Source organism: Rhodohalobacter mucosus, assembly GCF_003150675.1.
GTDB lineage: Bacteria > Bacteroidota > Rhodothermia > Balneolales > Balneolaceae > Rhodohalobacter > Rhodohalobacter mucosus.
Genome location: NZ_QGGB01000010.1, coordinates 250,208 through 268,530, shown reverse-complemented (window position 1 = coordinate 268,530; position 18,323 = coordinate 250,208). Strand labels below are relative to the sequence as shown.

Annotated in this window: 13 protein-coding genes; 4 read left to right on the top strand and 9 right to left on the bottom strand. The window is 52.6% G+C overall.

The features are described from left to right. Positions 1–54 precede the first annotated feature (54 nt). A complete protein-coding gene (locus DDZ15_RS15390; RefSeq protein ID WP_158278740.1) occupies positions 55–258 on the top strand; it encodes a ribonuclease E inhibitor RraB in 204 nt (67 codons plus the stop codon). Positions 259–659: 401 nt separating this feature from the next. On the opposite strand, the gene DDZ15_RS15385 is transcribed toward DDZ15_RS15390, so the two are convergent. The 5 genes from DDZ15_RS15385 to DDZ15_RS15365 form a co-directional block, all read right to left on the bottom strand. Beyond that, the gene (locus DDZ15_RS15385) at positions 660–1,820 is read right to left on the bottom strand and encodes an ATP-binding protein (protein WP_109648002.1); all 1,161 of its coding nucleotides are present in this window, start codon (positions 1,818–1,820) and stop codon (positions 660–662) included. Positions 1,821–2,156: 336 nt separating this feature from the next. Next, entirely contained in the window at positions 2,157–2,678 is a 522-nt protein-coding gene (locus tag DDZ15_RS15380; protein ID WP_109648001.1) for a DUF6933 domain-containing protein, read from the bottom strand. Positions 2,679–2,680: 2 nt separating this feature from the next. Further along, positions 2,681–3,190: a UPF0158 family protein gene (locus DDZ15_RS15375; protein ID WP_109648000.1), complete on the bottom strand. Its 510-nt coding sequence runs from the start codon at positions 3,188–3,190 to the stop codon at positions 2,681–2,683. A gap of 324 nt (positions 3,191–3,514) precedes the next feature. Next, positions 3,515–4,366 carry a hypothetical protein gene (locus DDZ15_RS15370; RefSeq protein ID WP_146198613.1) on the bottom strand — a complete coding sequence of 284 codons (852 nt, stop codon included), beginning with the start codon at positions 4,364–4,366 and terminating at the stop codon, positions 3,515–3,517. 474 nt (positions 4,367–4,840) lie between these two features. Next, positions 4,841–7,585 carry a serine/threonine-protein kinase gene (locus DDZ15_RS15365; protein WP_109647998.1) on the bottom strand — a complete coding sequence of 915 codons (2,745 nt, stop codon included), beginning with the start codon at positions 7,583–7,585 and terminating at the stop codon, positions 4,841–4,843. A 753-nt stretch (positions 7,586–8,338) separates the two neighbouring features. On the opposite strand from DDZ15_RS15365, the gene DDZ15_RS15360 reads away from it, so the two are divergent. The 3 genes from DDZ15_RS15360 (at position 8,339) to DDZ15_RS15350 (ending at position 11,134) form a co-directional block, all read left to right on the top strand. Continuing rightward, on the top strand, positions 8,339–8,983 hold the full coding sequence (locus DDZ15_RS15360; protein ID WP_109647997.1) for a hypothetical protein: 645 nt from the start codon (positions 8,339–8,341) through the stop codon (positions 8,981–8,983). Between the two features lie 4 nt (positions 8,984–8,987). Then, positions 8,988–9,737 (top strand): hypothetical protein, encoded by a 750-nt coding sequence (locus tag DDZ15_RS15355; protein WP_109647996.1) that lies wholly within the window; start codon positions 8,988–8,990, stop codon positions 9,735–9,737. A gap of 449 nt (positions 9,738–10,186) precedes the next feature. Next, positions 10,187–11,134: a DNA-3-methyladenine glycosylase family protein gene (locus tag DDZ15_RS15350; protein ID WP_109647995.1), complete on the top strand. Its 948-nt coding sequence runs from the start codon at positions 10,187–10,189 to the stop codon at positions 11,132–11,134. Positions 11,135–11,767: 633 nt separating this feature from the next. Here the strand turns inward: DDZ15_RS15350 and DDZ15_RS15345 are convergent. From DDZ15_RS15345 to DDZ15_RS15330, 4 genes are all read right to left on the bottom strand, one after another. Beyond that, complete coding sequence (locus DDZ15_RS15345) at positions 11,768–12,706, bottom strand: sugar phosphate isomerase/epimerase family protein (protein ID WP_109647994.1); 939 nt, start codon at positions 12,704–12,706, stop codon at positions 11,768–11,770. A 647-nt stretch (positions 12,707–13,353) separates the two neighbouring features. Further along, positions 13,354–15,054, bottom strand: a complete 1,701-nt coding sequence (locus DDZ15_RS15340; protein WP_109647993.1) for a GMC oxidoreductase — start codon at positions 15,052–15,054, stop codon at positions 13,354–13,356. A gap of 63 nt (positions 15,055–15,117) precedes the next feature. Further along, complete coding sequence (locus DDZ15_RS15335; RefSeq protein WP_109647992.1) at positions 15,118–15,687, bottom strand: gluconate 2-dehydrogenase subunit 3 family protein; 570 nt, start codon at positions 15,685–15,687, stop codon at positions 15,118–15,120. 273 nt (positions 15,688–15,960) lie between these two features. Continuing rightward, positions 15,961–18,192: an amino acid permease gene (locus tag DDZ15_RS15330; RefSeq protein ID WP_109647991.1), complete on the bottom strand. Its 2,232-nt coding sequence runs from the start codon at positions 18,190–18,192 to the stop codon at positions 15,961–15,963. Between the last annotated feature and the right edge of the window lie 131 nt (positions 18,193–18,323).

Below are 18,323 nucleotides of genomic sequence, written 5' to 3'. Positions count from 1 at the left end.
GAATATCGAACCGAAGTATTCTAAATGCCAGTGTATGGCTTGAACAATTATGCAATGGCATCACGGCTCAAGCACAACGGGTACCGGATTGAGTGCTGTGAGCATTGCGATGATTCAGGCGACTACCTCTGTATCGCGGAAAAACATCTCATCACAACCGATGCAGCTGTCGACAAACTCTGCGCCGATATGCAGCTCCTTGCAGAACACCTCGGCGTCATCTTCGACGGCTGGGAGACCCGGATCGACCCGGGGTGATTCACCGCCACCGAAGTCTCGGGGCAGGCAACGACGCGAAGGGCGCGGAGAGGGAATGAGCAACCGCACAACCGCGCAACCGCACAACCGATCAACAGAGAAAGTGAGACGAGTGGTGGTAGATAGTCAATGGACAATGGTCAATGGACCGCTAACAACCGACCACGAACTACTGACAAGGTGAAAGAAACCGACGAACAGAGCAACCGATCAACCGAAAAAGTGAAAAGGCAAAAGGCAAAAAAGTACTCAATACTCAATACTTCTTTCCAAAGCCAACATTAACACGTTAACACCTGCACACGTTAACACATAAACACTTTAAAACTTCCAACCCACAACTGACCACGAATAACGGACAACTAACAAAAGCCTTCGCACCGACACGTTCTTCAGTTATTCTAAAGAAGAGATCGCACCTTTTCGGGCAACTCAGAAAGCGACACAACATCGATTCCTTTTTTCATCGGGTAACCGTGATCGACCGGGGCTGCAACAAGGACGTGGCCCGGCTTAACATCTTCAGCAGCCTTGTAAAAAGAGGCGTTAAGGGCGGGTGAGAGCGAAGCCTTGCACTCTATAGAAATAATTTTTTCGTGATGAGTGATCAGTATATCGATTTCGTGCCCATGGCTGCTTCTGTAGAATGACAGACCCGCGTCAGGAAACCAGGCCCGGATCTGCGCCAGTACGGCCGCTTCCCAAAGGGATCCGAAAACGGGATGGCCGGCAAGCTGATCAAAGCTGCGCAGCTGCAGAAGGGCAGCTGTAAGGCCTGTGTCACAGATGTACACCTTTGGCGTTTTGACCACTCTTTTTTTTGCGTTACCGCTCCATGGGCGGAGCTGTGTCACCATGAACGTTCCCTCGAGCAGGTCTACATAGTGCCGGACGGTTGTATGGCTGACCCCCAATGATTCGCCTATTTTGCTCAGATTCAGGGTTTGACCGTTATTATGAGCTAGCATTTGCCAAAGCCTGCTCATGGTCACCGTCGTAAAACCCGCAAATTGCAGCAGATCCCTTTCCAAAAATGTTGAAATGAAATCGATGCGCCACTCATATGCGTCATTATCTTGCGGGGCCAGCAGCGAAAGCGGGAAACCGCCCCGGTTGAGGTACTCTTCCAATGTCACCTTTCCCTCCACTTCAGCCCAGAGAAAGGGTGTGAGCTTCTTGTATGAAATTCTGCCGGCGAGGGATTCGGAACTCTGCCGGATGAGGTCCCTTGATGCTGATCCGAGGATCAGAAATCGTCCCGCTTTTCTGTCAGAATCGACTATAGAGCGGATCACAGGAAATAAATCCTGTTTTCTTTGAATTTCATCCAGACAGACCAGTTTGTCTGATTGTGATTGTAAAAACCATTCGGCATCATCCAATTTCTGAAGGTCGGAGGGACGCTCCAGATCAAGGTAGATCACGTCATCGCGGCTCCTGGTCAGATTCTTGACAAGCGTGGACTTACCACACTGCCTGGGACCCAGTAACGCCGTAACAGGATTTCGTTTCAGGGAATCCTGAACCTGATCATCGGCTATCCTGGGTATGTATTCGGACATATTGTGCAAATTGAAAGTTCAACTTTCATATTACACAAACTTCGAATAAAATCAACCCCGTTACAGGAAAAAAATATTGTCTCACGTCTGATGATTTGCCAGTTTTACCATTCCGAAAACGTCAAACGTCAGACGGAAGCACAAATTCCAAACTTCTAACTCCCGCATAGCGATCCCTTCGGGGCAAGTACTCCAGGCACTCCAAACTGACACACTGTTGACACTGACATACTGTAACACTGCTGACAGCTGATGGCTGAACGCTGAAAGTTTCATATCCTCACTCCAGGCTCTCAAAGCCAAAAACAACTGACAACCGTGCACTCCCAGCTCAACTCATTCCAGAATTTCCCTGACAAGGTCTTTTGGGTAGACAAGATTCATCGGGGAATCGTACAATGGAGCGTGAATTTTTTCAGTAAAAACCATGGCCTCGCGGTCCCAGTCAACCGCGTCAAATGTGGGATACTTTACATCTGCATGAACACGAATATCCTGACTCACACGATTCAGGCTTCCCACTGTTTTACGGCTGGCCGTTGGCTGAATGCAGATATCCTGCATCTCCTGCATCTCCCGGTGAATCGCCTTTTCAGGTATTTCCAGGTTGTGCAACAGGATTTCAGTGCGCGCCAGAAACTCCGGCAGCACCTTGCGGTTTCCGTAACCGGGCACAAAAACCGATAGCAGTGTTTTTTGATTCAGAAAAATAACAACCAATTTCCCCTTATATGTCAGCGGTTTCACGTGGGCGTACCAATCGCCAAGTTTGTTCGATGACCCCGGATCACCCTCCGGCAATGGATCGGGACCTTTCATTCGCTTTAAAAGTTTCTTCGTACAGCGCAGATAGAGCATGCTTAGAAATTAATAGGGTGATGAGTGGCTTCCGGTTTCTCTTCCGTCCAGGTTATTCCTTCAGAATCAAGAAAATCGACGGCTATTCGTTTAATTGCATTTTTCTTATAGTTCCACCAATCATTGCGGACATCATATCGATCTATTGCATCACGAAAACGCCTGAACGCACCGCTGCCTTGAATCAGATTTTCCAATTCCTGTCTTATTTTATCATCTTCAAGAGACCATATAAAACGCTGCATGATCCGGTATTCATCAATCTCATATGGAGAAGGCAATTGAATGAAATCATCTGATTCACTGACTTCCTGCAGCTTTGGAATAATTTCCTGCTGCCAGGCGGGAAGCTCATCCAACGCACCGCCTTCGTCAAGATGTTTCAGTGCGTAGTAATCGTCTGTGGTTAAAATCGTCAGCTCACCTGTTTTCCGGTTGATAAACCCGGTAACCAATTCACTCTGCTGGTCAATCTCATCCACTACGTCAAAAATGTAAACGGGAAGAGCCATATCAACTGTTGTTTGAACTGTACAAAGTATCTATGAATAACATATTAAAAAATAATGATCCTGACACTTTTTGGCCTATAACATACTGGTATGCGGGGAGCGAATAGTGAAACGGCAGACGGTTGTGGTAGATAGTCAATGGACAATGGTCAATAGACCACTAATAACCGACCACTGACAACTGACCACTAACTACTGACAAGGGGGAAGAAACCTACGAACAGAACAACAGAGCAACAGAGCAACCGAACAACCGAACAACCGAACAACCGAACAACCGAAAAAGGGGGGCAGACGTGAAACGTCAAACGTCAGACTCAAGACTCATTCCTCACTACTCCTTTTCTCCTCAATCGATCGAAAGTAAATATAGATCAGTTGCGACAAAATCCCCGTTATGGCCGCGACGGCGGCGATCCAGCCGCTGAGGGGGGCGTCGACGGACAGAGAGATGCGGAGGATCACCGTGGAGCAGACGAAGCCCGCGTTGCGCAGCAGGCGCGCATAGGTCTGGCTGAAGATGAAGGAGGCGATGAAGATGAACACGTCGGAGAAGATCATCACCGTATAGAACTCCACAAAAAAGATGACGCCCAGGTCGAGCGTAAAAGTTTCATCGAAGGCGATGAGCCGGTACACCTCGTTTCCGAAATCGGCAATGGAGTAGAGCGTGAGGATGGAGAAGATAAACAGCAGCGTGAGGGCCATGCGCTCCTTGATGTAGACAAACCGGCGGATCTCGTCGTCGGTCAGGCTCTTGTACTGCTTCCGCTTCAGGCTCACGTGATGAAATACGCCGACCAGGAAGAAGAGCAGCAGCCCGCTGCCCAGGTCGGAGGCCAGTTTTACGATCACATCCGTCTGCTGGGCAAGTTGGTCAAAGTCCTCAAACATCGAGATATCCTTGAACACGTTCCGGATAATGATCAGCGAGATGATCTCATACTGCTTCCGCACCGAATTGGTGAAGGATAGAGGGAGACTGAGGATGAGCAGATACACCTCGTACACCAGGATGATGCTGAACGGCGTGTAGAGCGCGGAGAGGTAGTTGAATCCCAGCGGCTGGAGTAAAATCCACTGGGGAAACGCGTTGTGCAGGCCGATCAGGGCCAGGTGGGTGATGAAAAAGAAAAACGACAGGTACACCGTCCACCTCTCCGCCTTCTCCTTCACGGATTCACTGCTTAGGACGGTATAGAGTTTTGTGTGCTGCAAGACGTGAATAAAACCTGTGAAGGGCCACATTCATTCCACGAATTCAGGATGCAAGACACAGGGATTCCCGAAGTCTCGGGACTGCTAACAGCACGCAGCAGGGTTCAGGGTGTCCATCCCCTCTTTAGAGGGGACATGGTTAGATGAACGTGCAAAGCACGATTCAGATAACCAAGGGGTGTGTCCGACAGGTCCTGGCAGAAGGCAGAGGGTGCAGGGTGCAGGGCTCAGGGGGGCAGGGTACAAGTAGAAAATACTTCTGAGATCGTAAATCACATACCGACATTCAGAGATCATTCGGTTTCAGGGTGCAGGATGCAGGGCACAGTGTGTAAGGTCGCAGGCCACAAACCACTAACCAAAAACCACTAACCACTGACCACTGACCACAAACCACTAACCACCAACAACAAACCACCGGTCACTCATCACTCATCGTCCATCTCCCATCCTTTCAGCCCACTCCCGGGCTTCGACAACCGCAGAGTGCGTTTCGTCAAAATTGCTTCGATTGATGGCGAGCGCCGCGTTAAAATGCTCAAGCGCATCAGCGTTTTGCTCCTTCATGGCATACAGCTTCCCGACTTCCATATGGTACTGCCCCTTTCGATAGTGGGTCTCGGGATATTTCGCCTCATAGATCTCCCCGGCCCGGCCGAAGGTTTCAAGCGCCTCGTCGAACTGCTCCATGTCGCGCTGCACCACGCCTATCTTGGTCAGATCGAGGGCAATTTCCGGATGATCGGCACCGTAATTTTCCATGTCGATCTCCAGCACCCGCTCAAAATAGTCCAGCGCGCGAAGATAGTCGCCCGTGCCGTGCAGCAGGTCGCCCATGTTGTAATAAGTCACCCCCAGATAGGTGCTGTTGGCCGGCAAAATCTCTTTCTTGATGCGGATCGACTCCATAAAATCCCGCTCCGCACCGGCGATATCACCCGCCTCCTTTCTTGCCAGACCAGTTTGATTGAGGGCATGTGAGTAATACACGCTCTCTTCCCCGTGGATCGACAGGTTGATCTCCGCGTATCGAGTGGCGTGATAGAGCGCTTTTTCCGGCTCATCCAGCACACGGTAGTTCGAGAAGAGGTAGGAGTGCGTTGTGGCTGTGGACGTACTGTTTTCACCGTAATACTGCTTTCTGAGCTCGAGTGCCCGCAAAAGGTACTCCTCCGCTTTTTTATTCTGGCTCATCCGGAGGTAGAGATTCCCCAGCTTGGAGGTATTGGTGACTATGTCGTCGTGCATCCCGTCATAGATGGACTCATAATACTGAGTGGATGTGAGCAGGGCCTCTTCGGCAGCCTCAAAATTTCTCATGGCCGTGTAGAGATCTGCCAGGTTGCTCAGGTTGCGATAGTAACCCAGGGTCTGGTCGTAGCCGTCGGCCCTATAGAGACTATCGGCGGTTTCAAGTGTGGCCCTGGCATCTTCAAATTGTCCCATCCGTCCCTGAATATATCCTTTGGTTCCGTAACGGTTGGCTACATCCAGGGTCGTTGCATCGTCGGCCTCTTCAAGAACCACAATCGATTCATCGGCATACTCCAGCGCGCGGTTGAGGCTGTCGGATTTGGACATCAGGTCGGCCATACTGGTCAGTGCTACGGAGTACTCCGGGCTGTTGCGTCCAAACTGCTGTTCCGTCTGGTCGAGGGCATACATGTACGCAGTGAACGCATTCTCATAATCCTCCACATTGGTCAGTGTTGCGCCGATTGCCGACAGAAGCTCCAGGTTCACTTCCGGGTTCTCCGAAAAGTTTTCGGTAACCCTGTTGATGCCCATCGAAAGCGCCTGGCTGACCGTCAGGTCAATCGTGGCAAACGAAGCCGACCGCGGATCGTTGGCGGAAAAAATGTCGATCATCAGATCCCGGATCTGGCGGACTTTCTCCGCTTCCGCATTGGCCAGATTGCGCTCCTGCGTGAGCCGGTCCACATGATAAAACGTAAATCCGCTGATCGCGATCAGCAGGGCTGCGGCACCCGCCAGGGGATAGGCGTTTCGCCGGATGAAGCGTCCGGCGCGGTAGCGGAGTGTGCCTTTACGGGCCTCCACGGGCAGTTTATGCCGGTAACGGTGCAGGTCTTCACGAAAATGGGTAACCGAGGCGTAGCGGTCGTCCGCTTGTTTACGAACCGCTTTTAGAATAATGGCGTCCAAATCACGCGATATGGAGCCAGCAGACGGGTCTTCCGATTCCGAAGGACGGGAGGGCTCTGTTTCCCGCACAATCTTCTCGGCCTGCTGCAGCGATTCGCGGCCTGTAAAACGGAATAGGGTGTTGCCGGTAACCAATAGGTAGAGCAGAGCTCCGAGGCCGTACACGTCTGTGCGTACGGTCGACTCGCCGGAGGCCAGCTGCTCGGGAGCTGCAATGTCAAAGCTGGCCACAACATGTCCCTGACGCGTGATATCCGGTGCATCGGGATCGGTTTCGCCGTCAGTGGAAAGCAGCTTGGCGATGCCAAAATCCATCACCTTCACCTGCCCGCCTGCGGTAACCAGGATGTTTTCCGGTTTCAGGTCGCGGTGGATCACCAGTTTGGAATGAGCGTGCTGCACGGCCTCACACACCTGCATAAACAAGTCCAGGCGGTTATTGATTGACAGCTTATGCTCGTCACAATAGCGGTGGATCGGTGTTCCCTCCACATATTCCATGATGAAATAGGGAGACCCCTCGGGTGTAATACCCCCGTCGAGCAGCCGCGCGATATTGGGGTGCTGCAGCCGTGAGAGGGCGTTTTTTTCCCTGCGGAACCGCTCGCGCAGATAGGGGGAGAAGAAGCCGCCGCGCAAGAATTTGATCGCGGCTTTCTGCTCAAAGTCTCCGTCCACGCGTTCTGCGAGGTATACCGACCCCATGCCGCCCTCGCCCAGCAGCTTTTTGATCTCATAGGGACCCACTTTTTTGCCGATGATGTGCCTGAGTTCGTCCTGCCCCGCCAGCAGGCCGGACATCTCCTTGCCGAAGGTGTCCGATGAAGCAAGGCTGTTGTCCAGGTAGTTTTCGCGTTCGGCCTTTTCAATGAAGGAAAGATAGTCGATCGCCTCCTCCAGCATCTCCTGATTGCCGCTGCAGGTTTCTTTGAGGTAGGAAATCCGCTCCGCCGGCTCCAGAACTAGGGTGCGGTTGATCAGCTCTTCAATCTCGTTCCAGTATTTGTACATAACGACTCGTTTATCCGTTACATGATAAATAATCAGGTATATAGTGAACAGAGAGGTTGTAATCAATGCGGATTGTGTGTGAGACGTCAGACGTCAGACGAAACCCACAACTGTCATCCCTACCGAAGTGGAGGGATCCCCCAAACCTTGCACCAAGAGAAGTTCTACCAAAGCCTGCCTCAGAACCGTGTTCGGGGATGTCTCCGCGCGTTCGCTCTGCTCACTTGGTCGACATGACATGTTCAGATGGTGGTACATGGGCGGCGCACTGAATCCCAATAAGAACCAAATTAATTCCGCGCCGCTAACAGAGCTCTGGGTCATTGCATAGGAAACAGCCGCAAATCGCAAATCACTCATCGCCAGTCACCAGTCGCCCATCTCCCGCCATGCATTCCCAGCGATCGCTGCGGTTATTCCATCGATGCACGCTTCTCCCCGGATCACGGAGGTCGACCTTCATATTTACAGTAAGGAACAAGATCCGTTTTTTTAACCGCCAAGTACGCAAAGTGAGGGCTGGAAGACAGAAGAACAGAGTTCCGAGCCGAAGGTGATTCCCGCGAAGCGAAACTGATTAAGTGGAATAAAAAAGCGATACGACAACCCCCTCCAACTAACCACTGACCACTATCAACAAACAACCGACAGCTGATAGCTGAAATAAAAAAAATTAACATTTCCCCTTCTCGTTCGTCCTTTTATCAAATATTTCATATAGTATGTAAATAAATTCAACGTAAATAGTACGCTATGGGGAGTAAGATCGGGTTTCTTGCAGGCGGAGCACTTGCGGTTGTCGCGGCATTTTCGCTGGCATTTCTATTTCAAAACCTTTGGGCCGGTTTCTTTTCCGCGTTTGCCGTGGCCGTTCTCTGGCTATGGATGCTCGACCGCAAAATGATAAGCCGACTGAAAGACACCGGTAACCGGACAGCGGTTCGCGTGATATTGATTCTGCTGACCGGCCTCATGCTGAGTCTTTCGGTGATTCACTATCAGCGCTCGGAGCAGCAGAACGAGTCGCTCACCAACATCCGCACAACCATCATTCACTCCATTTCCAGGATGGAGATGGAAAAATCGCTGCAGCTGGTGCTTCGTCACTATCATTCGCTGCCCGCTGAGGAGCAGACTACGCTGGCCGATGCCTTTCGGGATCTCTACGAAGAGCGGCTGAACGACGACGGAAGCTGGTCGCCCGAAATACCCGATGAGGACGGCGATCTGAATTTCACCTATTCCATTGCCTCTCCGGATTCGGTGGTACTGGCGCTTACCACAACGTTTACCAGGGGAGAGGATCCTCAGTTTCTGAACACCAACAATCAGACGGGCCTCTACCAGGCGCGGGCTGTACTGACCGAACGGGGGGTACGCTATGAGCGGGAGAACTAAACCAATGAATTCGAAAAAATGGATCCCCTGGGCGATTGTGATCCTGCTGGTTGCGGGAATCGCCGGCGCGCACTTTTATTTTACCACGCAAACCTTGATCAGCAAGGGTGTCTGGTGGAACAACCCGGTTGTTCAAACGGTGGTCACCTCCTCTGAAATTCAGCAGTATTCGATAATTGAATCGATCCGGCAGTTTGGAGGATCCGGGATGGAGGCCGCAGAGTTCTGGCGGGCCGCGGGAATGAGTGTTCTGGGGCTGGTGATTGTCCTGATCCTTGCTCCCTGGATGCTCGTGAAAGGATATTACAAGATGGAAAGAAGCGGGAATCCGGATAAACTGATACCCATGTGGTACGCCGGCGCAGCCGTGATTGTGGTAGCCATCGGTTCCTATGGATATCTGTTCAGCGTGAATCTGGTGAACAATCAGCATAACCAGGCCATGATCGAAGCCGGCCGCTCGACAGACCAGCTTCGCAGCGTGATGATGGACCTGGCGTTTGACGCCTCCGAGTGGATGATTTTGTCATCTGAACAGGATGCCGGCGATGCTGCCACTATTTCGCTCGAGTCGCTACCGACCTACAGGGAGTGGGAGCAGTTTGAGATCTCCATTACGGAACAGCTGGGTGACTCCGTCCTCACCATCACCGGCTCTTTGCGTGACGAAAATCTGGCCGGCGCCGCCTTGGCAAAACCCGTCACCATGCGCATCACCCCGCAAAAGGACGAGCTGTTCGATTATGTGAATTGATGGTTTTGGTAGATGGTCTATGGTCAATGGACCCACAACTGTCATCCCGACCGAAGTGGAGGGATCCCCCAAACCTTGCACCAAGAGATGTTCTATCAAAGCCTGTCTCAGAACCACGTATGGAGATGTCTCCACGCGTTCTCCGTCGGCTGACGGATCACTTGGTCGACATGACAGGTACCGCGTGTGGCAGGGGAGCGGCGCTCCAGGTTCCGAGAAGATCCAAATCCATCTTGCGCCGCTACGTAAAAGCGTAAACTGCCAGACTCTCATCTCCTCTCTTCTCCCGTTTGACGTTTGACGTCTGACATCTGACGTCTCACGTTTTCCCTACTGACATACTGATTCACTGTTTTAAAAAGAACGCCCATCTATCTATCATGGTTTTGTACATTGAGTCAGAGTAAAGTCTCACATCACCCATCACCCATCACAAATCTCACATCGCAATGTCTTCCTGGACCCTCAAATCGATTCCGCCGCACGACTGGTTTATCTGTCTCGATATTGACAACTACTTCGATCACGAGCACAATCCGGAGACCATTTTTGAGGAGGGATTCACGCGGCCAATTCCGCTGGATGACCGCGATGTGATGGCTACCATCTTTTTTAACGGGGATCCGGAGAAGCCCGAATTTCATGTTGAGTCAGCCGAGGATCTTTCGAAGGATGAGATCAAGCAGGCCAATCGTGCCCTGGCGCGTATTTTCGGGACCAACATCGACCTCAGGCCGTTCTATGATCAGGCGGAAAAGGATCCCGTGCTGGGCCCCAAGCTCACCGAATTCTACGGGCTCAAGCGGATGTCGCGCGCCACGCTGATGGAGGATATGGTGAACCGCATCATCCAGATGCAGCTTTCGCACAAGCCCACAGCCCGCAAGATGGTGTGGAAGGTTCGCGAGGCGTACGGCACGCATCTGGTGCACGAGGGAAAGACGGTGCCCGCCTGGCCGCGTCCGTTCCAACTGGCCAAGGCCGACCCGGCGCAGATCCGCAAAATGGGTCCCACCCTGCGAAAAGGGGAGTACCTGGTGGGCCTGGCGCAGGACATGCTTTCGGGAGAAGTAGACCTCGAGTACCTCGACCGCGAAGCCACCCCGCAGGAGTTCTACGACCGGATTTCAACGATCCGCGGCATTGGTCCCACCTCCGCGCAGGACCTGATGCTCTTCCGCGAATCCACCGAGGCCGTCTTCCCCTCCAACAAAAGCAAGGGCGAAGAGAAGGGGCTGCGCAAGTGGATCATCATGAGCTACGGCGGCGATCCGTCAGACACGTCCGGGAAGGAGTTTCAAAAGATGATTAGCAAGTGGAACGGCTACGAAGCCGCCGCGATCGAATTCCTTTTTGTGAACTGGGTGATTAGTTATAAGAAGAAGAAAGGGAAGTGAAGGGTAGTGAAAAGGCTCCACTTCGCCAACTACTTCGCAAATGCTTCGTAGTTCAGGAAGGCTACGAGGAGCAGGCAGAAGGCAAAAGCATGCTCTGAGCAGAGTCGAATGGGTGAAAAGGTGTAATGAGTAGTGAGTATTGAGATGTATTATCCAGTCGCCAATCACCAGTCACAAGTCGCCAATCGCTGGTTTTCCGTCAACCGTTTGACGATTCCCGTTTCCCGCCGGGGATGTCCGTCCGCTTTACCGCTGCGAACGCTGTGGATTCGCGGCGCCCGCTGCGGTTTACTACCCGATGATTAAATCTGCCCGGACATCACGTATGGAGACGTATCCGGTTGTTCAACCCGCCATTAAAAAATCACAAATAGCACGTCGCCAGTCGATCCCGTCCCGAAAGCTTTCGGGATCGGGACCAGTCACAAGTCACCCATCGTCTATCTCAAATCTTTCCTTTTGCGTCACTTAGCGCTTTGCGGTTTATTCAATTCTTCAACCATGATCCCAATTATTTATAAAATGAAGCTCTACTAACCGCCAGGGACGCAAAAGAACGCTAAGTCAGTTGCGAGCTAACAGTCGCAAATCGCCAGTCGCCAGTCTCCAGTCTCCAGTCGCTCATCGTCCATCTCACATCAATAGGATCTGATCCATTTTCCCGGATATGTGCTCTCTCAGCCACTCCTCATCGGAAACGCCTTCTTCCCTGTACGACTGCTCCGCAATGGCATAGCCGCTGTACCCGGTTTGGCGAAGCGCGTTCATGATTCCGGGCCAGTTGTTGCTGCCTTCGGTCAGATTTACGCGGAATCCCTGCCAGAGGCCTTCGTCATCCCGTTTCTGCCGGCTGAACTCTTTGATGTGAACCATCGCAATCCGGTCGCCCAGGATGCGGATCCACTGCTCCGGGTACCCGTAGTTAATCAGGTTACCCGCGTCCAGGTACCATCCTACATGGGGTGAGTCAAACTCATCAACAAACCGGGCCGCCTCCAGCGGACTCATCAAAAACTGATTCCAGACGTTTTCGATGGCGATCACCACGTCAAGCTCCTCAGCAAGCGGTATCAGCTCACGGATCTGCTCCCGGGAGCGCCTGTAGGCTGTGTCGTACGATACATCCTCATTCACAATGCCAGGCACCAGCAGGATGACCGATGCGCCATAGGCGTGTGCATCGCCCATGGCCGTTCTCACACCGTCCATACCCGCCTGCCTCACAGCCGGATCGGGGTGCGTAAGCGGGTTCGTCCAATGTGTCGACACCACGACGCTCGGAATATCCAGGCCCGATGCCTCCTTCGCCTCAAGCACGTCATCGCGGTTCAGTCCGCTCTCCGGTTCAACGCCGCTGAATCCGGCTTCCTTCAGCATCCTGAACTGTTCGGCAAGGGAATATTGGTCACGCGAGGGAAACGTCTGCAGCATAAACCCCTTTTTGAGGTTCAAGTCAGTTTGGGGATTACCCTTTCTCTGTGTCTCCGTGGCTGACCTGTAAGGCGTCAATCCACCCATCGTTAAACCGGCCACGCCGGCCGAACTCAGTTTGAGGAACTCTTTTCGTTTCATGGGGGGAGTTTTTTAGTTCTGTGTTGGTGAGTATTTGGTTGACGGATTTTTGAAAAATGGGCATCGAAAACTCCCCTCCTTTATAAGGAGGGGCCGGGGGTGGTTCAAGAATTTTGAGCAAAAAGATTAGTTCATGCTATTTGAATGGATCTTTTTACAACCACCTCTTACTCCCCTCCTTTTTAAGGAGGGGCCGGGGGTGGTTCAAGAAATTGAGCAATAAGATTTGTTCATGCTATTTGAATGGGTCTTTTTACAACCACCTCTTACTCCCCTCCTTTTTAAGGAGGGGCCGGGGGTGGTTCAAGAAATTTGAGTAAAAAGATTAGTTCATGCTATTTAAGTGGATCTTTTTACAACCACCTCTTACTCCCATCCTTTTTAAGGAGGGGCCGGGTGTGGTTCAAGAAATTTGAGCAAAAAGATTAGTTCATGTTATTTGAATGGATCTTTTTACAACCACCTCTTACTCCCCTCCTTTTTAAGGAGGGGCCGGGGGTGGTTCAAGAAATTTGAGCAAAAAGATTAGTTCATGCTATTTGAATGAATCCTGTTACAACCACCCCTTAATCCCCTCCTTGAGAAGGAGGGGAGGTGTTTTCAGAACACTATCCAAAAAAACATTAGAACTACTATTACCCCTATTCCTACAAATTCCCCTTTCTCAGCTCGCTCACCGCATAATCCGCCGCTCGTGCGGTCAGGGCCATGTAGGTGAGTGATGGATTCTGGTTGGCGGAGGAGGTCATGCAGGCACCGTCGGTCACGAACACGTTGGGTACGCTGTGCACCTGGTTCCAGCCGTTCAAAACACTGGTTCTGGGATCTCGTCCCATCCGTGCAGTACCCATCTCGTGGATGGCCAGCCCCACGCCGCCGGGATCGTCATAGGTTCGTATATCCGTAAACCCGGCCGTCTCCAGGATCTCTGCTGCATCGTTTTTCATATCCTCGCGCATTTTGAATTCATTCTCTTTGAAATCAGCGTCAAAAACGATCTGCGGAATACCATAGGGGTCCGTTTTCTCCGGATCAAGCCACATGCGGTTCTCATGGTAGGGCAGGATTTCGCCAAAACCGGTAAGTCCCATGGTCCAGTCGCCGGGCGTCTGCACAAACTCCTTCAGCTCTTTCCCGATGGCCAGTTCCCGGATGCCGCGCCACCAGCCCTGTCGGCTTGCCGCCCCCTGAAAATGGAACCCGCGGAGGTAATCGCGTTTGTCACTTCCAATATTGCGATACCTTGGCATATGTACCGATGCGGGACGCCGGCCGTAATAATACTTGTCTTTGAAACCCTCAAACCGGCCCGTTGCTCCCGCGCGAAAGTGATGATCCATCAGGTTGTGGCCCAGCTCGCCGGAGTCGTTGCCCAGTCCGTTCGGGAACCGGCTGGAGGTGGAGTTGAGCATGATCTGGGTGGTGCCTACGCAGGAAGCGTTCAGAAAAATGATATCGGCGTAAAACTCGATGTCCTCCTTCGTTTCCGCATCAATTACGCGCACACCCGACGCCTTCCCCGATTCTTCATCGTAGATAACGGAGTGGACAATGGAATGGGGCCGAAGCGTCATGTTGCCGGTTTGCTCCGCAGAGATGAGTGTGGTGGCATTGCTGCTGAAGTAGGCGCCATAGGGGCATCCGCGAATGCACTTGTTTCGGTACTGGCAGGTGCCCCGGCCGTTATGGGGCTGCGTGAGGTTGGCAAAGCGCCCCATGGTTAGCACCCGCTCCGGAAAAGCCTCCAGCACCTTTTCACGCACGTGCTTCTCCACGCAGTTCATCTCATAGGGGGGGAGGAAAATGCCATCGGGGCATTGGGCAAGGCCTTCCGCCTGACCGCTGATCCCCGCATAGGCTTCCGTATAATCATACCACTTTTCCAGGTCGCTGTAGCGTATGGGCCAGTCAACGGCAACGCCCTCTTTCGCATTTCCTTCAAAATCGTGCGGACCCAGCCGCAGGCTCTGCCGACCCCACATAATGGATTTTCCGCCCACGTGGTAGCCGCGTATCCAGTCGAATCGCTTCTCCTCGATATAGGGCTGTTCTGCGTCTTTGACAAGCCAGTGCTTGGTCGACTCGCGCAGGATATAGCCGGTACGCTGGTGAATTTTGTACTCTTCCGCCTCCTCCGGCGTCACGCGGTCGTTTCGGGGTAGGTCCCACGGTTCCATTGTGGCCGTAGGGTAGTCTGCCACGTGCCTTACGTTGCGTCCGCGGTCGAGCACCAGGGTGTTAAGACCCTTTTCGGTGAGCTCCTTGGCGGCCCATCCGCCGCTGATCCCCGTTCCCACAACAATGGCGTCGTAACTGTTCTGTTTCCTGGCTTTAATAAGTGGTTTCATGCGTGAAAGGTCTCAATGGATTTTTAATGGAGAGTATTGAGGGACTGGATTATATACGTATTTCTACGTAGACCACGTCTTTCCAACGTCCTCAAAAGGCACGCAGCCGTCGTAGCGGCCGGGGATTCGTTCATACCGAAGGGCCTGTTTGGCACCGGGCTCACTGGTATAGTAGCCCATGACGGTCAGCTCTTTCATAATCAGAAAAAACGGAGGCGGTGAGATGCCGCTTTCGATGGCCGTCCGGTTTTGCTCGCTGGCAAACAGGTGCTGTGTTTCGGCATCCAGGTCGGCAAAGCGGTCTCCGTGTGTTTCTCCGGCAAGGTCGTCCAAAGCATCCAGGCCGCTCAGAAAAAGGGATCGTGCATCCTCCGTATAGCCTGTGTACACCATCTCTTCAATAAATCCGGGTACGCTTGCTTCAATGGCGCCGGGGCTGTCGGTTTCAGGAATAATCGTTTCAGCCAGACTGCTCACCAATCTTGCATGGTCACGGTTAAAGTATTCAGGGCTCCAGTCGAGCGCAGGACGAGCCTTGCAGCCGCTGAGCACACCCAATGCGTTGGGGGCAAAAATGAGCCCGCCCATGATGAGAGCAGATCGCTTGATGGCCTCTTTTCGGTCAATGGTCATGGATAAGGTGCTTGATTGAAGGATACGTGTGGTGACCAGAACCGGCAGAAGAAAGGCGCCAGGAACCGGACCACTCTCTGAGCATACTAAAAATCAGAGTGGTTTGCAGGGAAATTAAGGCAAAAGGCAGAAGTGAAAAGTGAAATGGGGGGACTGGTCCTGAACATATTGAGCAACCCACAACGAACAACTGACAACTAACAATTAGCCTACCTTCTTGCTTTTCACTTCTGCCTTCTCACTTCTGCTTGACAGACTGCTGGCACTGTTCCCCTACTTCTTACTAATAAAAATCAAAGCGGTGCCGGTATCTTCGGCCAGGGTCTGCGCAATGGAGCCAAACGCTTTTTCACCTGCACCGGGTTTGCCGAGCCCCATAATCACCAGGTCATTCTGGTTCGCCAGTCTCACCAGCTCGGTCGTGGGATTGCCGGATGTAATAACCTCTACATTTGTCTTAGCAGGGATAATTCCACCGGCAAAGCGGGCCAGGTTCACGCGGTTCTTGTTGATTTTCTCTTCCGGCGTTCCGTTTGGCAAGATCTGAACAAATGTGATTTCGGGTTGCGAGGCCCTCCAGAGGCTGGCCGCCACACGTGCACGGAGCGGATCGTGGCTGCTGAGTCCCGCAACCGGAATCAGCACGGTGCGTGCCTCGGTGATCTTCCAGCCTGTATGCGGCTGACGAAATACGACGAGGTCCGATTTCACGTTTTTCACAAGTTTTTCCAGGTTCTCGTGGGTCTGTTTGTCATTCAGGTTGCTGAGGCCCAACAGAAGGCTGCTGCAGTGGTTCTGCTTGGCTACCCGTTCAATCTCTTTCCAGGGCTGATCGGCGATCGTAATTAGCGTGTCGGGCCGCAGGCCGGCCTCAAAGGATGCACTGAGCGCAAACTGAGTTACGTCACGGCTGGCCGAAAGACGCTTTCCAACCTCTTCTTTTCGCTCACCCGGAATAATGATCGAAAGCAACATCACACGGCCTACAACCGGCGGTGCAAGCGCATTGGCCACAAATACCATCGACTCCGCATTGGCCGGATTCGATATGGGCAGCAGCACGAGCGGATTGAGCCCTCGCAATCGAACCAGATCCGGGTCGAGAGCCTGTTCTGAGGCCTCAATGGCTTCCGCTTTTTTTACAAAAAAGGAGATGAACAGTGCGGCACCAATTAAAAGCCAGAAGAGAGAAATCACCCCGGCCGACGGTACCGCAATAGCCTGAAAGATCGCCAGGCCCAGACATGCAATCATGCCGGTTATGGGAAGCCCGGGGTACAGCGGTGCTCTGAAGGTATCACTCTCTTTGTAGCCGCGCTTCCTCATCAAAATCATGATGAGGTGGGCAAGGGCAAAGGTAATGAGAAAGATCAGACTGGACGCGGCGCCCGCTGCTGCAACATCCGGCAGAATGAGCACAAGTATCGCAACGATGCCGCAGGTGGCCGTAATGGCGGGCACGGGAGTACCGTAGCTTGCATGAATTGCGGACAGCCGGTAGGTCAGGGTGCGGTCTTTCGCCATTCGAAGCGCAATCCGCGACGCGGCAAACAGGTTGGCCTGCAGGGCAGAGAGCATTGAAAAGATACCGGCCAGCAGCACCAGCCAGAATCCAAAAGCACCCAGGTAATTCTGAGCGGCCACTACAAGCACGGTTTCCGGGTTTTCGGAACTCAACGCTGTGATAGAGGTTCCCTCGGGCACACCGGCCGTTGTCATCACAAAGAGAAGCGGAAGATAGATGGCAAGACCCACTACCAGTGTGCCGACCATTGCTTTCGGAATATTCTTTTCAGGATCACGGATTTCACCTGCTGCGGAACCAATCAGGTCAAATCCCTGGAGTGCGATAAAGGTATACCCCATTGCAGCAATCACCCCTGAAAAACCATCGGAGAAAAAAGGGTCCAGGCTTTCTGTAATGCGAGGGAGTGGCGTTTGCACCACAACGGCCAGGCCGCCCGCTATAAGAATGGCAAATACCAGCAGTTTGCCGATATTGATAAAGGCACTGCCTTCACCGGCACGTCTGACCAGCTGTATGGCAAAGTAGCCGATGGCCATCAATGCCAGGAGAACAGGCGTAAAGCTGTGGTTGATCAGTCCGCCGGCTCCCGCTGACGACGGGATCTGCTGCAGGGCAAATACCGCGAATGCACCAAAACCCAGCGCGTAGAGAACTGCAGCCACCAGGGATGCAAACCAAACGATCCAGCCAACACCGAAGGCCACCTGAAGTGACAGAGCCTTTTTTGCATAGGTGTAGGTGCCACCCGATTGAGGGTTCGCCGATGCCATCTCCGCAAAGCTGAGCGCGGTGATCAGTGCAATGAGTCCGTTCAGCGCGAAAGCGACAATCGCAGAGGGACCGGTTACAGAAAAGGCAACGCCGGCCAGTGCCAGAATACCGCCGCCTACCATGGCGCCCACACCGATCCCGATGGCGCCAAAAAAACCGATGGTGCGGGCAGCGATTGAAGTGTTTTGATCACTGGTGTCGTTCACGTTCTGACGGTAAGTCTGCGGTAAAGATGCATTCCGGGCTCATAGAAGTTAATCCGGGTTCAGCCTCAATCTTAGGGAATATTTCTGATAAAACAATAAGCTGCACTTGTAGCCTGTAGCCTGTAGCCTGT